General features: G+C 69.9%; 13 protein-coding genes. 3 read left to right on the top strand and 10 right to left on the bottom strand.

Translation table 11 applies throughout. The features are described from left to right. Positions 1–116: 116 nt before the first annotated feature. A complete protein-coding gene (locus OG936_RS22640; protein ID WP_406497012.1) occupies positions 117–1541 on the top strand; it encodes an AI-2E family transporter in 1425 nt (474 codons plus the stop codon). Positions 1542–1610: 69 nt separating this feature from the next. On the opposite strand, the gene OG936_RS22645 is transcribed toward OG936_RS22640, so the two are convergent. Together OG936_RS22645 and OG936_RS22650 are read right to left on the bottom strand one after the other, a co-directional pair. Further along, complete coding sequence (locus OG936_RS22645) at positions 1611–2144, bottom strand: alkyl hydroperoxide reductase (RefSeq protein ID WP_406497013.1); 534 nt, start codon at positions 2142–2144, stop codon at positions 1611–1613. A 12-nt stretch (positions 2145–2156) separates the two neighbouring features. Beyond that, on the bottom strand, positions 2157–2711 hold the full coding sequence (locus OG936_RS22650; protein WP_031083404.1) for a peroxiredoxin: 555 nt from the start codon (positions 2709–2711) through the stop codon (positions 2157–2159). Between the two features lie 131 nt (positions 2712–2842). Between OG936_RS22650 and OG936_RS22655 the strand changes: the two genes are divergently transcribed. Further along, positions 2843–3802, top strand: coding sequence for a hydrogen peroxide-inducible genes activator (locus OG936_RS22655; RefSeq protein ID WP_406497015.1), 960 nt, complete (start codon positions 2843–2845; stop codon positions 3800–3802). 47 nt (positions 3803–3849) lie between these two features. Here the strand turns inward: OG936_RS22655 and OG936_RS22660 are convergent, their stop codons facing one another. The 5 genes from OG936_RS22660 to OG936_RS22680 all read right to left on the bottom strand — a co-directional run bounded on the left by OG936_RS22660 (position 3850) and on the right by OG936_RS22680 (position 8829). Then, positions 3850–6261, bottom strand: coding sequence for an ABC transporter permease (locus OG936_RS22660; protein WP_406497017.1), 2412 nt, complete (start codon positions 6259–6261; stop codon positions 3850–3852). Then, the gene (locus OG936_RS22665; protein ID WP_406497019.1) at positions 6258–6944 is read right to left on the bottom strand and encodes an ABC transporter ATP-binding protein; all 687 of its coding nucleotides are present in this window, start codon (positions 6942–6944) and stop codon (positions 6258–6260) included. The genes OG936_RS22660 and OG936_RS22665 overlap by 4 nt, the downstream gene beginning before the upstream one ends. After that, the gene (locus OG936_RS22670) at positions 6941–7465 is read right to left on the bottom strand and encodes a PadR family transcriptional regulator (protein WP_406497020.1); all 525 of its coding nucleotides are present in this window, start codon (positions 7463–7465) and stop codon (positions 6941–6943) included. The genes OG936_RS22665 and OG936_RS22670 overlap by 4 nt, the downstream gene beginning before the upstream one ends. Positions 7466–7601: 136 nt before the next feature. Then, a complete protein-coding gene (locus OG936_RS22675; RefSeq protein WP_383752532.1) occupies positions 7602–7847 on the bottom strand; it encodes a hypothetical protein in 246 nt (81 codons plus the stop codon). Between the two features lie 10 nt (positions 7848–7857). Further along, positions 7858–8829: an SPFH domain-containing protein gene (locus tag OG936_RS22680; RefSeq protein WP_406497021.1), complete on the bottom strand. Its 972-nt coding sequence runs from the start codon at positions 8827–8829 to the stop codon at positions 7858–7860. 242 nt (positions 8830–9071) lie between these two features. Here OG936_RS22680 and OG936_RS22685 point away from each other — a divergent pair, with 242 nt between their 5' ends. Further along, complete coding sequence (locus tag OG936_RS22685) at positions 9072–11294, top strand: transglycosylase domain-containing protein (protein ID WP_406497023.1); 2223 nt, start codon at positions 9072–9074, stop codon at positions 11292–11294. 81 nt (positions 11295–11375) lie between these two features. Here the strand turns inward: OG936_RS22685 and OG936_RS22690 are convergent, their stop codons facing one another. From OG936_RS22690 to OG936_RS22700, 3 genes are all read right to left on the bottom strand, one after another. Beyond that, a complete protein-coding gene (locus OG936_RS22690; protein ID WP_406500563.1) occupies positions 11376–12833 on the bottom strand; it encodes a catalase in 1458 nt (485 codons plus the stop codon). 182 nt (positions 12834–13015) lie between these two features. After that, positions 13016–15001 carry a SpoIIE family protein phosphatase gene (locus tag OG936_RS22695; RefSeq protein WP_406497024.1) on the bottom strand — a complete coding sequence of 662 codons (1986 nt, stop codon included), beginning with the start codon at positions 14999–15001 and terminating at the stop codon, positions 13016–13018. A gap of 371 nt (positions 15002–15372) precedes the next feature. Beyond that, positions 15373–16080, bottom strand: a complete 708-nt coding sequence (locus OG936_RS22700; RefSeq protein WP_406497026.1) for a DUF402 domain-containing protein — start codon at positions 16078–16080, stop codon at positions 15373–15375. Positions 16081–16110: the final 30 nt, after the last annotated feature.

A 16110-nucleotide genomic window follows, 5' to 3' on the forward strand; every position in this document is an offset into this window, starting at 1 on the left:
TCTCGATCGCGAAGCCCCTCACCGTCCTGCGGTGAGGGGCTTCGCGCGTGTACGGTCGGTCCGGACTGCTCGGTGGGGGAGCGGTGGGGAGAGACGACGGGGGAAAAGGAACGATCATGTCGAATCTACCGGGGTGGCTCGGCCGTCTGGGCGCCGAACTGACCGACCTGGGCGAGCGGCTGGAGCGGCGCAGGGCCGAAGCCGAGAAAGGCGAGGCCGAGCTCGTCGAGCCGCCGGTGCCCGCCCCCGTACCCGCGACAGCCGCCGCAGTACCGGACGAGGCGGCCCGGCCCGAGACCGCTGGCGGCGACCGTGTCCCGCCGCCGCCCGCGTACGCCCCCTCCGTGGCCGCCCGGCCCGATCCGGTCGCGGCGATCCCCTGGGGCATGCGGGTCGCGGCCGAGGCCGGCTGGCGGCTGCTCGTCCTGGCGGGCACGCTCTGGGTCCTGATGCGGGTCATCAGCGCCGTACAGCTGGTCGTTCTGGCCTTCGCCGCCGCGCTGCTCATCACCGCGATGCTGCAGCCGACCGTCGCCCGGCTGAAGCGGTACGGTCTGCCGCGCGGACTGGCCACCGCGGTCACCACGATCCTGGGCTTCGTCATCATCGGGCTGGTCGGCTGGTTCGTGGTCTGGCAGGTCATGGACAACATCGACACCCTCTCCGACAAGGTGCGGACGGGTATCGACGATCTGAAGAACTGGCTGCTCGACAGCCCCTTCCATGTCACCGAGCAGCAGATCAACGACGTCGCCAAGAACCTCAGCGACACCATCGGCACCAACACCGAACAGATAACCTCCGCCGGACTGCAGGGCGTCACCGTGATGGCGGAGGTCCTCGCCGGGATGCTGCTGGCGATGTTCTCGACGCTCTTCCTGCTGTACGACGGGAAGCGCATCTGGCACTGGGTGCTGAAACTGGTGCCCGCGCAGGCCCGGCCGGGTGTCGCGGGTGCCGGGCCGCGGGCCTGGCGGACGCTGACCGCCTATGTGCGGGGCACGGTCGTCGTGGCGCTGATCGACGCGATCTTCATCGGGCTCGGGATCTGGTTCCTGAAGGTGCCGATGGCGGTGCCGCTCGCCGTCTTCATCTTTCTGTTCGCCTTCATTCCGCTCGTCGGCGCGGTGATCTCCGGGGCGCTCGCGGTGGTCGTCGCGCTCGTCACCGAGGGTGTGTTCACCGCGCTGATGGTGCTGGTCGTGGTGCTCGCCGTGCAGCAGATCGAGGGGCATGTGCTGCAGCCGTTCATCCTGGGACGCGCGGTACGGGTGCATCCGCTCGCCGTCGTCCTCTCGGTCGCCGCGGGCGGCATGATCGCGGGCATCGGCGGAGCGGTCGTCGCGGTGCCGCTGGTCGCGGTCACCAACACGGTGGTCGGTTATCTGCGCGCGTACGGGCAGGAGGAAGCCCTGCGGCACGCTCCGTCCCCACGCGGGGCGTCCGCGCTGGATGTCGCTCCGAGGTCCGCGCCGGGCTCGCCGCCCGAGGACATCGACTACGGCGACGACGAGGACAGTGGCGACAAGACCGCCAAGTGAACAGAAGAAGGGCCCCGGGGACGGTCGGTCGTCCTCGGGGCCCTTCTCGTACAGAGGGTACTGCTGGTCCTACTCGGCGAGCACGGCCTCGGCTTCGAGGGTCACGCCGACCGCCTGGATCACCGAGGCGATCTTGACGGCTTCCTGAATGATCTCACGGTCCACGCCCGCCTTGCGCAGCACCTGCTCGTGGGAGTCCAGGCACTGGCCGCAGCCGTTGATCGCGGAGACCGCGAGCGACCACAGCTCGAAGTCGGTCTTCTCCACGCCGGGGTTGCCGATGACATTCATCCGCAGGCCCGCACGGAGCGTCCCGTACTCGGGGTCCGACAGCAGGTGCCGGGTCCGGTAGAAGACGTTGTTCATCGCCATGATGGCGGCGGCCGACTTCGCGGCGGTGTACGCCTGGGCGGAGAGATTGGCCCTCGCCTCCGGCTCCAGCTCGCGCAGCACCTTCGGCGAGCGCGAGGCGATCGCGCAGGCGAGGACGGTGCCCCACAGCTGCTGCTGCGGGAGGTCGCTGTTCCCGATGACCGAACCGAGGTTCAGCTTCAGGTCCTTGGCGAAGTCCGGAACGGCGGCCTTCAGTTCGTCGAGTGCCATGTCGCTGTCAGCTCACTCGCCCGAGAGGAGCGCGACCGGGTCGAGGGTGTTCTCGCCCTTGGTCCAGTTGCAGGGGCACAGCTCGTCGGTCTGCAGGGCGTCCAGGACCCGCAGGACCTCCTTGGGGTTACGGCCCACGGAACCGGCGGTCACCATCGTGAACTGGATCTCGTTGTTCTGGTCGACGATGAAGACGGCGCGCTGGGCGAAGCCGTCCTCGCCCTCGATGCCGAGGTCACGCATGAGCTCGTGCTTCGAGTCGGCCATCATCGGGAAGGGCAGGTCGGTCAGGTCCGGGTGGTCCTTGCGCCAGGCGTGGTGCACGAACTCGGAGTCACCGGAGAAGCCGAGGATCTGGGCGTCCCGGTCGGCGAACTCGTCGTTCAGCTTGCCGAAAGCGGCGATCTCGGTCGGGCACACGAAGGTGAAGTCCTTCGGCCACGCGAAGACGATCTTCCACTTGCCCTCGTAGGTCTTGTGGTTGATCTGCTCGAACTCCTTGCCGCTCTCCAGCGAAACACAAGCAGTCAGGTCGAACTCGGGGAACTTGTCACCGACAGTGAGCACGCGCTCTCCTTGCAGCGTAGGAATTCCCTTTTACGGGAGTTCCTGAGGGTTGGACGTTCTCCACCTTGGCACAGAGCACATTGATAGCGGAAATAGCTACACTTGGTCGTGATGATCGGAGGTGCCTATCAGTGGCGCAGAGTAATCAGGGTAATCGGACCAAACAGCCCAGCCTGTCGCAGCTGCGTGCCTTCGTGGCCGTCGCCGAGTATCTGCACTTCAGGGATGCGGCGGCAGCAATCGGGATGAGCCAGCCGGCGCTCTCCGGAGCCGTTTCCGCGCTGGAGGAGGCGCTGGGTGTCCAGCTCATCGAGCGTACGACGCGCAAGGTGCTGCTCTCGCCGGCCGGGGAGCGGCTCGCGGTGCGGGCCCGGGTGGTGCTGGAGGCCGTCGGTGAACTGATGGAGGAGGCCGAGGCGGTCCGGGCGCCGTTCACCGGAGTGCTCCGGCTCGGCGTGATCCCGACCGTCGCGCCGTATCTGCTGCCGACCGTGCTGCGGCTCGTCCACGAGCGCTACCCGGAGCTCGACCTCCAGGTGCACGAGGAGCAGACTTCCTCGCTGCTGGAGGGGCTGGCCGCGGGAAGGCTGGACCTGCTCCTCCTCGCGGTGCCGCTCGGGGTGCCGGGGGTGAGCGAACTCCCGCTCTTCGACGAGGACTTCGTGCTCGTGATGGAGCGGGACCACTGGCTGGGCGGGCGCGCCGACATTCCGCGCGAGGCGCTGCGCGAGCTGCCGCTGCTCCTGTTGGACGAGGGCCACTGCCTGCGCGACCAGGCGCTGGACATCTGCCGGGAGGCGGGGCGTACGGAGGGCGCACCGGTCACCACGACCGCCGCCGGGCTCTCGACGCTGGTGCAGCTGGTGGCCGGCGGGCTCGGGGTGACGCTGCTGCCGCGGACCGCGGTGACGGTCGAGACCGCCCGCAACGACGCGCTGGTCACCGGGTACTTCGGGGAGCCCGCACCGTCGCGGCGGGTGGCGCTGGCGATGCGGACGGGGGCGGCGCGGCACGAGGAGTTCGAGGAGTTCGCGGCGGCGCTGCGGGAGGCGATGAGGGTGCTGCCGGTACGGGTGACGGGGAAGGCGTGAGGGGTGCGGTCCCCCGGGGGACCGCACCCCTTGCGGCTACCGCACCGTCACTCGGTGCGCAGGCCGTCCGGGCGCATCATGCGCCACAGGGGCGGCAGCGACAGCAGGGTGACGAGCAGGATCAGGGCCGCGCCCGCCCCCACCATCGGCAGGAACAGCCACCACTCGGTCACCTTCTTCGCGATCATCCAGATCATCGCCGCTCCCAGGCCGAGGCCGCCCGCGACCGCGACCACCAGACCGATGGCCACGGGCACGGCGGTCTGCCAGAGGACCGACCAGCCGAGCGTGGTCCGCCGGGTGCCGAAGGCGACCAGGACCGAGAGCAGGCGCTTGCGCTCGCGCAGCTGCTCCAGTTGCGAGACCAGCATTGCCACGGCGATCAGCAGCAGGGTCGCGGTCGCGCCGACCCGGAGGCCGGACTGCACGCTGGCGTACTGCCGGTCGCGGGCGACCGACGTCATGGTGACGATCCGCATCCCCCGGTCAAGCTCGGCCGCCGTGTTCCGTACGTACTCGGCGACGTCGTCGACGCTCTGGTCCACCTGGATCTGCGCGTTGGTCTGCGCGTGCAGCAGGGTCCTCGGGTCGATCGCACCGACGGTCGCCACGATGCCCCAGTGCTCCTGGCCCATCGGGTCGCTGCGGGCGACGACGGTCGGAGCGTCGGCGGGCAGGGTCCACAGCTTCGACTTCCCGCCGGTTTCCGGCCCCGCCTGATAGTTGAGTTCGACCGGTTTGCCCTTGCGGGCCGTCTGGTCCACCCAGTCGGACATCTCCTTGTCGTTCGGGGGATGGACGACGAACACATCGCCCTCCTTGCAGGAGTCGACCCGGGCTATCTCGCGCACGGTGGCGCAGTCCCCGACGGTCAGCGAGGTGGTGGGCTGGACGTCGTCGCCCTTGTACTTGCCCGGCTTGACGACGTACGTCTCGACCATCCCGATCACCCCGGTCACGCCCTTGGTGGCCCGGAACTTCCTGATGGTCTCGGTGGCCGCGTCACCCGTGACGGTTTCGGAGAACGTGTAGAACTGGGCGCGCCTCGTGTCCTGCCCCGTCATCAGGGTGAAATCGTCGCCCACCGCGGCGAACAGCATCTGCAGCGCCACCGCACCGGCGACCGCGACCGTGATGCCGCTGACCGCGCGGGAGGCCGCCCCGCTGCTCAGCTGGAGCCTGCGGGTGGCGAGCTGCCAGGGCACCGGGCCGCCGCGCAGCCGGTTCACGCACGCCTCGACCAGCCAGGGCAGCAGCAGCGCGAGCCCGAACAGGACCAGTACGGCGCCACCCGCGATCGGATACGGATCGACCTCGGACTCCGGGCCGACCTTGCCGGTCAGCCCGAGCACCGCCAGTCCGGCGACCGGCACCAGCAGTCGCCACCAGAGCCGGCGCCCGCGGTCGCGGCCGTTGCGTACGACGCCGAGCGGTTCGATCACCACGGAACGCAGGGCGGCGAGCGTGACGAGCACCGCCGCCACCGGAACCGCGACGGCGATCAGCACCGCCGGCCAGGGTGCGGGGACCAGATCCGCCGGGAAGGCGCTGACGTCCCACACCTCGACGTAGGCCATGAGCTGACGCCCCGCCAGGAAGAAGACGAGGCCGAACAGCAGGCCGAGCACCGCTCCGAAGAGCGCCTCGCCGGCCGCGATCCGGCGGGTCGTCCGGATGTCCGCACCGACCAGACGCAGCGCGGCGAGCCGGCGGTCGCGGCGATCGCCGCCGAACCGCACGGCCGTCGCGATGAAGATCGCGACCGGCGCCAGCAGCACGACGCAGATCATGATGACCAGGACGATGAGGATCGGCGACATGGGCTCGGGCGGGCCCGGGTCGCCGTAACCGGCGATCCGGTGACCGCCGTTGGCGGGGGTCAGGGTGTCGCTGCCCATGTAGAAGAGCAGCTCGCCCGGGGCGATCAGGCCCGCGTCGCCGATCGTGCCGGTGATCCGGTGTGACAACCGCTCCCTGAGCAGGCTGCCTTCGGGGGAGGCCAGCAGTTCCTTCAGGGCGGGGGAGACCACCATCTCGTCCGCGCCGGGGAAGCGTCCGACGCCCGGCGGGACGACCGGATGCGTACCGTCCGCACGCATCAGGTAGCCCCCGATGGTGCGGCCGCGGTATTCGGTCTCCGCGTTGATCCGCAGCACCGAGGTGTCCGACTTCTTGGCCGCGGTGTCGGGCGAATCGGAGACCGCGGTCTCGGAGCGGGCCTGGTTGCGCGCGGAGCGCTGGTCGAGCATGTGCGGTACGGACGCGGCTACGAGCAGCAGTGTCACGCCGAGGCCGACACCGACGGCGGTCAGCAGCGTGCGGATCCAGCCCTCGCGCCCGCCCGAGGAGGCGAACCGGACGCCGAGGGCGAGGTCGCGCAGCAGGGCGGTGAAGCCGGTGGGCCCGGTGGGGCGGGGCGCTGTCTCGGCCGGGGCGTTCTTGTGGTCGAGCAGGGTCATAGCGCGTGCTCCAGATCGCGGGTCCGGCCGTCGCGCACGGTGACGTCGCGGTCGGAGTACGCGGCGACCCGGGCCTCGTGGGTCACCAGGACCACGGCGACATGGGTGGACCTGGCCGCCTCGGTGAGCAGTTCCATGACCCGCTCACCGTTGAGGGAGTCCAGGGCGCCGGTCGGCTCGTCGGCGAAGATCACCTTCGGGGAGGCGGCCAGCGCTCGGGCCACCGCGACCCGCTGGCCCTGGCCGCCGGAGACCTCGCCGGGGCGGTTGGCGGCGACGTTGTCGACCTCCAGCCGCTCCAGCCAGTGGCGGGCGGTGGCTTCGGCGGCCTTGCGCTTCGTGCCGCTCAGCCGGAGCGGCAGGGCGACGTTCTCCACGCATGTCAGCTCCGGGACGAGCTGGCCGAACTGGAAGACGAAGCCGAACTCGGTGCGGCGCAGGGCGCTGCGTTCGGCGTCGGACATCGCGGAGAGTTCGCGGCCCGCGTAGGTGATCGTGCCTCTGTCGGGGGTGACGATTCCGGCGAGGCAGTGCAGCAGGGTCGACTTGCCGGAGCCGGACGGGCCCATCACGGCGACGACCTCGCCGGGGTGGATGGAGAGCGAGGCGCCGTCGAGCGCGGGCGTCGACCCGTACGACTTGTACAGGCTGTCGGCGACGAGGAGGGAGCCGGCGGGGGTCATGCGCGCACCTCCGCGGCGAGCCGGTCCAGCCGGGCGGCGGTCAGTTCCAGCCAGCGCAGATCGGCTTCGAGGTGGAAGAGCGCGTGGTCGCAGATCAGCTGATCGGCGAGGTCGCCCTTGCGCTTGCGGTCGGTGAGGATGCGCATGAGACGCAGGTGCTCGGCGCGCTGGGTGTCCAGCAGGGCCTCGGCGCTGCGGCCGGTGAGCAGGGCGAGGACGACCTTCGTGTAGAGCGTCGACTGGAGGTACGGCTCGGGCTTCTCCGGCTGCGCGAGCCAGGTGCCGACATCGGTGATGCCCGCCTCGGTGATGGCGTACCGCTTGCGTTCGGGGCCGCCCCCGCTCTCGACGCCGTCGACCTCGACGAGGCCGTTCTTGAGGAGCCGCGACATCGTCGAGTAGACCTGCCCGTAGTGCAGGGGGCGGTCGTGGCCGAACTTCTCGTCGAAGGCGCGCTTGAGGTCGTAGCCGTGGCGGGGGCCGGACTCCAGGAGCCCGAGCAAGGTGTGGCCGATAGACATGCGCAGCACTGTACACGGTGTGTATACATCGCGTGTATACCGGTGGCTCCGGCCCCCGGACCCCGGCTCCGGGGCCCGATCCCCGGACCCGATCCCCGGACCCGATGCCCGGACCTGATCCCCGGACCCCCGGTCCTCAGTCCTCGGAAGGGCTCGGTCCGGCCTTCGGGGGGCGTCCCCGGCGCGGGATCGGGCGGGCCGCGCCCGGCAGGCGGCCCGCCTCCGCCAGCGCCCTGCGCAGCAGGAACTCGATCTGGGCGTTCGCGCTGCGCAGCTCGTCGGCGGCCCAGTGGGCCAGTGCGTCGTGCACCGCGGGGTCCAGCCGCAGCAGCATCTGCTTGCGCTGCGGCGGGGGCCTGCGCCCGGGGGTCTCTTCCGTCACTGGTCTTCCATCACTGGTAGAGGCTGCCCGTATTGAGAACCGGTTGTACCGCGCGGTCGCCGCACAGCACCACCATCAGATTGCTGACCATGGCCGCCTTCCGCTCCGAGTCCAGCTCGACGACGTCCTGCTCGGCGATCCGGGTCAGCGCCATCTCGACCATGCCGACCGCGCCCTCGACGATCTGCTGCCGGGCCGCGACCACCGCGCCGGCCTGCTGACGCTGGAGCATCGCGGAGGCGATCTCGGGCGCGTACGCGAGATGACTGAAGCGCGATTCGATGATCCGTACACCGGCGGCCTGCACCCGGGCGGTGAGTTCCACGGCCAGCTTCTCGGTGATCTCCTCCGCGTTGCCGCGCAGTGAGAGGCCGTCCTCCTCGTGGGCGTCGTACGGGTACTCGATCGCGATGTGCCGGACGGCCGCCTCGGTCTGGGTGGCGACGAACTCCAGGAAGTCGTCGACCTCGAAGAGCGCCTGCGCGGTGTCCTCGACCTTCCAGACGACGATCGCGGCGAGCTCGATCGGGTTGCCGTAGGCGTCATTGACCTTCAGGACCGCGGTCTCGTGGTTGCGGACCCGGGTGGAGATCTTCCGGCTGCTGGTGAGCGGATTGATCCAGCGCAGCCCGTCGGTACGGATCGTGCCGACGTACCGGCCGAAGAGCTGTATCACCCGTGCCTCGCCCGGTGCGACCATCTTCACACCCGTCATGCAGAAGAACGAGGCGATGGTGAGCAGGATCCCGAAGATGCAGACCGGGATACCCACCCCGTTGTTCCCGTTCGAGCCGACGACGCCGCCGACGATGGCCAGACCGATGCCGGCGATCACCCCGATCACGGTCAGCAGCAGGCCGACGCCGCCGGGGATGCTGTGTGCCGTCACCTCTCTCACCTGCGGTTCGGGCATCTGTGGTGCGTCGGGTGCGAGGTCGGCGGTCAGGGTGGACGCGGTGTACGGATTGCCTTGGTCGGGCATGGAACCCCCCGTTTCGAAAGACCGGCCGTAGCCGGCGGAGACTGACTCGGTGCTAGCAATGTGATTACACATTATCGGGATTCGCAACCCTGAGCGCCTCTCGTGAGTCGGTTCCTTAGAGAACAGGTGCTGATTGTCACGTCCGGAAAAGACTGCATCGCTTGCATTTTGTCCGTGCCGACGGTGTTAGCTGGCTGGGCTGAGCTGATCTGGTCGAGCAGAGAATCGGGAGCAACACAGAGATGGGTCGAGCGGATGCGCGACGAGCCCAGCGGCATGAGTCGCGGCGGGCTGCGAAGAGCGGCGGCATACGCAGACTCTTCACCTGGCGGAAGATGCTGGGCGCGTTCTTCGGGTTCTGCCTGCTGATCATGGGCGCCTTCGTGGCGCTGTACATGTACGTGGACATACCCAAGGCCAACGCCCTGGCCGAGCGGCAGAGCAACGTCTACCAGTACAGCGACGGCACGGTGCTGGCCCGGACCGGTGACGGGGTCAACCGTCAGATCGTGGACCTGGCCGAGGTCCCCAAGGACGTGCAGCACACCTTCGTCGCCGCCGAGAACAAGTCCTTCTACAAGGACAAGGGCGTCGATCTGAAGGGCACCGCGCGTGGCCTCCTCAACACCCTCAGCGGCAAAGGCAAGCAGGGTGGCTCGACCATCACCCAGCAGTACGTGAAGAACTACTACCTGACGCAGGACCCGACGATCAGCCGGAAGCTCAGGGAACTGGTGATCTCCCTCAAGGTCGACCAGAAGACGAGCAAGGACGACATCCTCGCCGGATACATCAACACCGCCTTCTACGGGCGCGGCGCGAGCGGGATCCAGGCCGCCGCACAGGCCTACTACGGGGTCGACGCCAAGGACCTCAACGTCTCGCAGGGCGCCTATCTCGCCGCGACGCTCCAGGCCCCCAGCCAGTACGACTGGGCGACCGCGACCGCGACCGGCAAGAGGCTCGTCAAGGAGCGCTGGGGTTACACGCTCGACAACATGGTCGAGATGCACTGGCTCGACAAGGCCGAGCGCGACACCCTGAAGTTCCCCGTCCCGGGCAAGCCCAAGCCCGCCCCCGGCATGGAGGGCCAGACCGGTTACCTCGTCGATGCGGCCAACAAGGAGCTGAACGAGCAGGGCGTCACCCCTGAGATGCGGCTGGCCGGCGGCTGGACCTTCACCCTCAACATCGACAAGAAGCGGCAGAAGGCGCTGGAGAAGGCGGTCGACCGCCAGCTGGAGTCCAAGCTCGACCGCAAGAACAACAAGGTCGACGCGACCGTCCAGGCGGGTGCCACCTCCGTCGACCCGAAGACCGGTGCCGTCGTCGCCCTCTACGGCGGCGTGGACTACGTCAAGCACTACGTCTCCAATGCCACCCGCCGGGACTACCAGCCCGCCTCCACCTTCAAGCCGCTGGTGTTCGCCTCCGCGCTGGAGAACGAGTCGAAGACCCAGGACGGCGATCTGATCGGCGTCAACACCCGCTACGACGGCACCAGCAGGCGGCCGGTCGTGGGCAGCGACACCCCGTACAACCCGCAGAACGAGGACAACCGGAGCTACGGCAACGTCACCGTGCAGACGGCGATGAACAAGTCGATCAACTCCGTCTTCGCGCAGATGGTGGTCGACGTCGGCCCCGCCAAGGTGAAGGAGACCGGGCTCGCCCTCGGGCTGCCGGACAAGAACTTCCCCGAGCGGCCCGCGATCACCCTCGGCACGATGAACGCCTCGACCTGGGACATGGCGGGGGCCTACGCCACGCTGGACAACCACGGCAAGAAGGTCACCCCCTTCATCGTGAAGTCCGCCAAGCACCGCGAGCGCACGGTCGAGCCGGTCAAGGGCATCGGCAGCCAGGTGATCAGCCGGAAGTCCGCCGACACGGTCACCTCCGTCCTGACGGGGGTCGTGGACAGCGGCTCGGGCCAGGCGGCCAAGACCTCGGCGTACGAGGCCGCGGGCAAGACGGGCACCGCCGAGGAGAACAAGGCGGCCCTCTTCGCGGGCTACACCCCGGAGCTCACCACCGTCGTCGCGCTGTTCGGCGAGTCACCCAACAAGGGCGGCGCCCAGGTCAGCCTGACCGGTACCGCCAACTCCGGCCGGGCCAACGGTGGCGGCTTCCCGGCGCAGATCTGGGCGGACTACACCCTCGGCGCACTGGGCGGCGGCTCCACCGCGCGGTTCGATCTGCAGGACGTCGAGCACGGCGAGGTCACCGTACCGGCCAGTCCGTCGACGACCACCTCGCCGTCGCAGAGCCCCGCCCCGTCGTCGTCCCAGCCGTCGACCCCGCCGGTGCAGAGCCCGAGCGCCCCGCCCAGCGAGTCGGCCAGCCAGACGCCCGAGCCGCCGCCGAGCCAGTCGCCGGACGCGCCGCTGCCGAGCGAGACCCCGATCCTGCCGGGCGACGGACTGAGCTCCGGATGGCCGGGCAACAACCCGGCCGGGCAGTGAACGCGTGAGGCAGTGAACGCGTGAGTCAGGGGCGGTGCCGGCCGGCACCGCCCCTGACGCGTGTGTTGCCGTACGGCGGGGTCAGCCGCCGTTGACCTTCTGGGCGATCCGGTCGCCGAGGTCCTTGTCCACGTTGCGCCAGTACTGCAGCGCCCGCTTCAGGACCGGGGCGCTCACACCGTCCAGCAAATGGCCGGAAATGTTTGTGACCATGCGCTCGCGCGCCGGGTCGTCGAGGACCTTGCGGACCAGCGTGCCCGCCTGGCCCCAGTCGTCGTCCTCGCGGTGCAGCTTGTACGCCTCGTGCACCATCTCGCCCGCCGTGGCCCAGCCCGCCGGGTCGCCGAAGCGCTCGGTGTCCGCCGCCGGACCGCCGTACGAGTTCGGTGCGTAGACCGCTCCCGTACGCGTCGGCTCGTACCGCATGGGGCCGTCCTTCGCGTACGAGTTCCGGCCGAACCGCGGACGGTTCGGGGGCAGCTGCGCGTAGTTCGGGCCGATCCGGTACCGGTGGGTGTCCGGGTACGAGAAGAGCCGGCCGAGCAGCATCTTGTCGGGCGACGGGCCGATGCCGGGCACCAGGTTCGACGGCTCGAACGACGCCTGCTCGATGTGGACGAAGAAGTCCTCCGGGTTCTCGTTGAGCGTCATCCGCCCGACCTCGATCTCCGGGTAGTCGCCGTGCGGCCACACCTTCGTGAGGTCGAACGGGTTGAACCGGTAGTCCGGGGCGTCCTCGAACGGCATGATCTGGACGTACAGCGTCCAGCTCGGGTGGTCACCGCGCTTGATCGACTCGAAGAGGTCGCGGCGGTGGACATCGCCGTCGATGCCCGCCACCTCGTCGGCCTCGGCCTGCGGGTAGAAGTCGATGCCCTGGTCGGTCTTGAAGCGGTACTTGACCCAGAACTTCTCGCCGCCGGCATTCACCCACATATAGGTGTGCGAGCTGTAGCCGTTCATGTTGCGGTACGTCTTCGGGATGCCCCGGTCGCCCATCAGCCACGTCACCATGTGCGCGGACTCGGGGGAGAGCGTCCAGAAGTCCCACTGCATGTCGTGGTCGCGCATCGCGCTGTCCGGGCGGCGCTTCTGCGAACGGATGAAGTCCTGGAACTTCATCGGGTCGCGCACGAAGAAGACCGGCGTGTTGTTGCCGACCATGTCGTAGTTGCCGTGCTCCGTGTAGAACTTCAGGGCGAACCCACGGGGGTCGCGCCAGGTGTCGGGGGAGCCCTGTTCGCCGGCGACCGTGGAGAAGCGGGCGAGCATGGCGGTCTGCTTGCCCGGTTGGAAGAGGTCGGCCTTGGTGAACTGGCTGACGTCGTTGGTCACCTTGAAGAAGCCGTAGGCGCCGGAGCCCTTGGCGTGGACCACGCGCTCGGGGACCCGTTCACGGTTGAACTGGGCCATCTTCTCGATGAGGTAGTGGTCCTGGAGCAGGATCGGTCCGTCGGATCCGATGGTGAGCGAGTGTTCGTCGCTCTCCACCGGGATACCGGCGTTGTTCGTGGTGTAGGGGGTGTTCTTGGTCTTCATTTCCTCAGGCACGAGCGTCCTCCCGTCGGTGGGGGTTTCGGTCAGGCCGTCTCGTTCACGACTGAAGTCAACTCCGCCGACAGGAGGTCGGCAACATTTGGCTACCGTCCGTGCAGGGCTCCTGCCCGTGCCCGGTCCGGACCCTTCTCACTGCCCGGTCCGGACCCTTCTCCCCGTCTCTTCTACTGGCCCCGGACCGGCATCTCGAACCAGACGACCTTGCCCGTGGACAGCCGCGTGGCCCCCCACCGCCGGGCCAGCCGGTTCACGAGGAACAGGCCGCGGCCACCCTCGTCCATGTCCCGGGCCCGGCGCTGCCGGGGCAGCTGCGGGGCGTCGTCGCCGACCTCGCAGCGCAGGATGTCGGTACGCAGCAGCCGCAGCGTCACCGGCCGCTCCGCGTAACGCACGGCGTTGGTCACCACCTCGCTGACCAGCAGCTCCACCGACTCGGAGAGATCGTCGAGCCCCCAGCGGCTCAGCGCCCGGCGGGCCAGCCTGCGGGCCCGCCCCGGAGCGGTCTCCTCCGGTTCCAGGTGCCAGTACGCGACATCACTCGGCGCGATCCCGTCGAACCGGGCGGCGAGCAGCGCGATGTCGTCGTCCCGGTCACCGGGGCCGAGCATGTCCAGGACGTCGTCGCACAGCGCCTCCAGCGGCGGCGAGTGGTCCGGGCCGGTCAGCCGGGCGGTGGCGGCGAGCCGTTCGCGCAGCATCTCGATCCCGGTCCAGACGTCCCGCAGCCGGGACTCCACCAGACCGTCGGTGTACAGCAGCAGCGTGGCGCCCGCGGGCGCGTCCAGCTCGACGGCCTCGAAGTCCACCCCGCCGACGCCGATCGGGGCGCCGGGCGGCACCCGCAGCACCTCCGCGCGACCACCCAGGTGGAGCAGGACGGGCGGCGGATGCCCGGCGTTGGCGATGGTGATGCGGTGCGCGACGGGGTCGTAGACCGCGTAGAGGCACGTCGCCATGCGGTCGCTGCCGAGCCGCTGCGCCTGCTCGTCGAGGTGGTGCAGCACCTCCTGCGGCGGCAGGTCGAGCCCGGCGAGGGTCTGCGCGGTGGTGCGCAGCTGGCCCATGATCGCCGCCGACGTCATGGAGTGGCCCATGACGTCCCCGACGACCAGGGCGACCCTGCTCCCGGGCAGCGGGATCGCGTCGTACCAGTCGCCGCCGACCCGGGCCGTCTCGGCGGCCGGGAGATAACGGGAGGCGAGCCGGACGCCGGTCGGCTGCGGCAGCGAGTCGGGCAGCATGGTGCGCTGGAGCTCGTCGGCGATGTACGCCTCGCGGCCGTACAGCATGGCCTTGTCGATGCCGAGCGCGGTGTGCGTCGCCAACTGGGCGGCGACCAGGAGGTCATTGGCCTCGAAGGGCGGCCGCCCGGTCCCGCGCAGGAAGACGGCGGCGCCGATCACCCGCCGTCGGCCGCGCAGCGGAGCGAGGATCGCACGGTGTCCGGTGGGTACGGCCCGGCCGGCGCCGAGCAGTTCGGGCAGCGCGGCGCGGGCTGCCGCGGAGTCCCCGAAGACCGGCCGCACCCCGCGCAGCACCTCGGTGAGCGCGCCGCCCGAGCGGACCTCGCACAGCTCGGCCGCGGGCGGCAGATCGCCGTGCGGATCGATGGCGGGCAGCCGCAGGCGTTCGATCTCGGACGAGGCCCCTGCCTCCTCCTCGTTCAGCCGCAGCCGGTCGGACCGGCGCAGCCGCAGCACGAAAGGGGAGACCGGCCGCTCGTCGCCGACCGGGAGCGGGTCGCGGAGGTAGACCAGTATGGCGTCGGAGAACGTCGGCACGCTGGCCCGGCACAGGCCGAGCACGATCTCGTCCAGGTCTATGCCGCGGGCGATCCGCCGGGTGGCCGCCCCCACGAAACGCAGCCGGTCGCCCTCGCGACGGGCCGGTGCCTGGGGATCGAGCCCTGCGGGGCCGGGGTTCGCGGCGTGAGCCGCCGAAGCCGCCGGAGGCGCAGAGGCCGCGGGCGCAGCGGAAGCCGCGACCGCCGCCGGATTCGCTCCGGTGCTCGGCGCCGTGGCGGGGCCGGGAATCGCGGCGGTGGCAGGAGAAGCGGCCGACGCGGCATCCTGCTGCCGCGGCCGGGTGCGTTCCTGCGACCGGGCGGCGAGAGGCTGCCGGCCTTCGTGGGAGGTGGGATGCTCCGTCACGCGTGGGGTTCCGTCCGTCCGGGCCGGTTGTATGAGGCAATCACCTCGTGGGGCGCTACTGTGCCCCGACGGGAGCAGCGATAACAACGGCTGTCACCGGATGCCCCCGAAAGAGGGGCCGAAACCGGATGCCCGCAGGGTGATTCGCCGACAACGTTTCCGATGATGGGGCGGGCGACAGCGAGCACGTCTCCACCCCCTCGTAGTGGCTCATACGATTCATACGACTGATGTGGCTCATGTAGCTCATGCAGTGCGTGTTGCTCGTGCGATGACTTACGGTCAGGTCCGGCGCCCCGCCCGCAGGTTGGATTGGCACGCCCCTCCGGAGGACGATCCTACGTTTGCCCCCCTGGGGTGCATCAAGGGTCTCACGAGGCCATGGGGGAGGGGGTACGGTCCCAGTCATCCGGGAGCGCCGGAACGCGCCACTGCGGATCGGGCCGCCAGTTCTCCCAGCCGTCCCGGAACGGCGCTCCCCAGTCCCGGATCACCTCGACGGCCGCGCGGCCCGCCTCCCGCACCCGTTGAGCGGTCCGCGGGGCCAGCAGACCGACCCGCTGCGCCTGGGCGAACTCGTCCTCGTCGCGCCAGACCCAGCTGTGGTCCGGGTAGACGGAGATGTCGAGAAAGTGATCCTCGGAGTCGACGCCGCCCGCCCAGCGGGTGCGCGGTTCCTCCAGGTTCACGTACCAGCTGCGGAATCTCCAGCCGGGATCCCAGAACAGCCAGACCGACCAGGGGTCACCGGGACGGGCGAGCTTCAGCACGCCGTTGCCGAGCCAGGCCGAGCGGGCGGTGGTGCGCGGGGCGGTGTAGCGGGTGGCGAGCGGCTCGTCGTGCACCTCGGTGCCGTCGGCCAGCACCGGCTTCACGCACTCGGTGCCGGGCGCGACCCACACGGCGAGCAACTCGTCGGTGTCCTGCACGACGGTGACGGGCCGGCAGATGTGGACCGGGCGCGGGGCGGGGCCCGGTGCGGCTTCCCCGGGCAGCGGGCCGTTGCCGCGATAACGCCACAGGATCTGCTCGCCCGGCGCCCAGTGCCCGACGCGCTCGATGTACTCCGTACCTGCCATGGGCAGATCTTAGAGATGCCGGAGCCCCTT

It is taken from the genome of Streptomyces sp. NBC_00846, from assembly GCF_045207325.1.
Lineage (GTDB): Bacteria > Actinomycetota > Actinomycetes > Streptomycetales > Streptomycetaceae > Streptomyces.

Coding starts and splice junctions, on each gene's coding strand:
- OG936_RS22640 (WP_406497012.1), top strand. CDS start 117: ATGTCGAATCTACCGGGGTGGCTCGGCCGTCTGGGCGCCGAACTGACC.
- OG936_RS22645 (WP_406497013.1), bottom strand. CDS start 2,144: ATGGCACTCGACGAACTGAAGGCCGCCGTTCCGGACTTCGCCAAGGAC.
- OG936_RS22660 (WP_406497017.1), bottom strand. CDS start 6,261: ATGACCCTGCTCGACCACAAGAACGCCCCGGCCGAGACAGCGCCCCGC.
- OG936_RS22665 (WP_406497019.1), bottom strand. CDS start 6,944: ATGACCCCCGCCGGCTCCCTCCTCGTCGCCGACAGCCTGTACAAGTCG.
- OG936_RS22670 (WP_406497020.1), bottom strand. CDS start 7,465: ATGTCTATCGGCCACACCTTGCTCGGGCTCCTGGAGTCCGGCCCCCGC.
- OG936_RS22680 (WP_406497021.1), bottom strand. CDS start 8,829: ATGCCCGACCAAGGCAATCCGTACACCGCGTCCACCCTGACCGCCGAC.
- OG936_RS22685 (WP_406497023.1), top strand. CDS start 9,072: ATGGGTCGAGCGGATGCGCGACGAGCCCAGCGGCATGAGTCGCGGCGG.
- OG936_RS22690 (WP_406500563.1), bottom strand. CDS start 12,833: ATGAAGACCAAGAACACCCCCTACACCACGAACAACGCCGGTATCCCG.
- OG936_RS22700 (WP_406497026.1), bottom strand. CDS start 16,080: ATGGCAGGTACGGAGTACATCGAGCGCGTCGGGCACTGGGCGCCGGGC.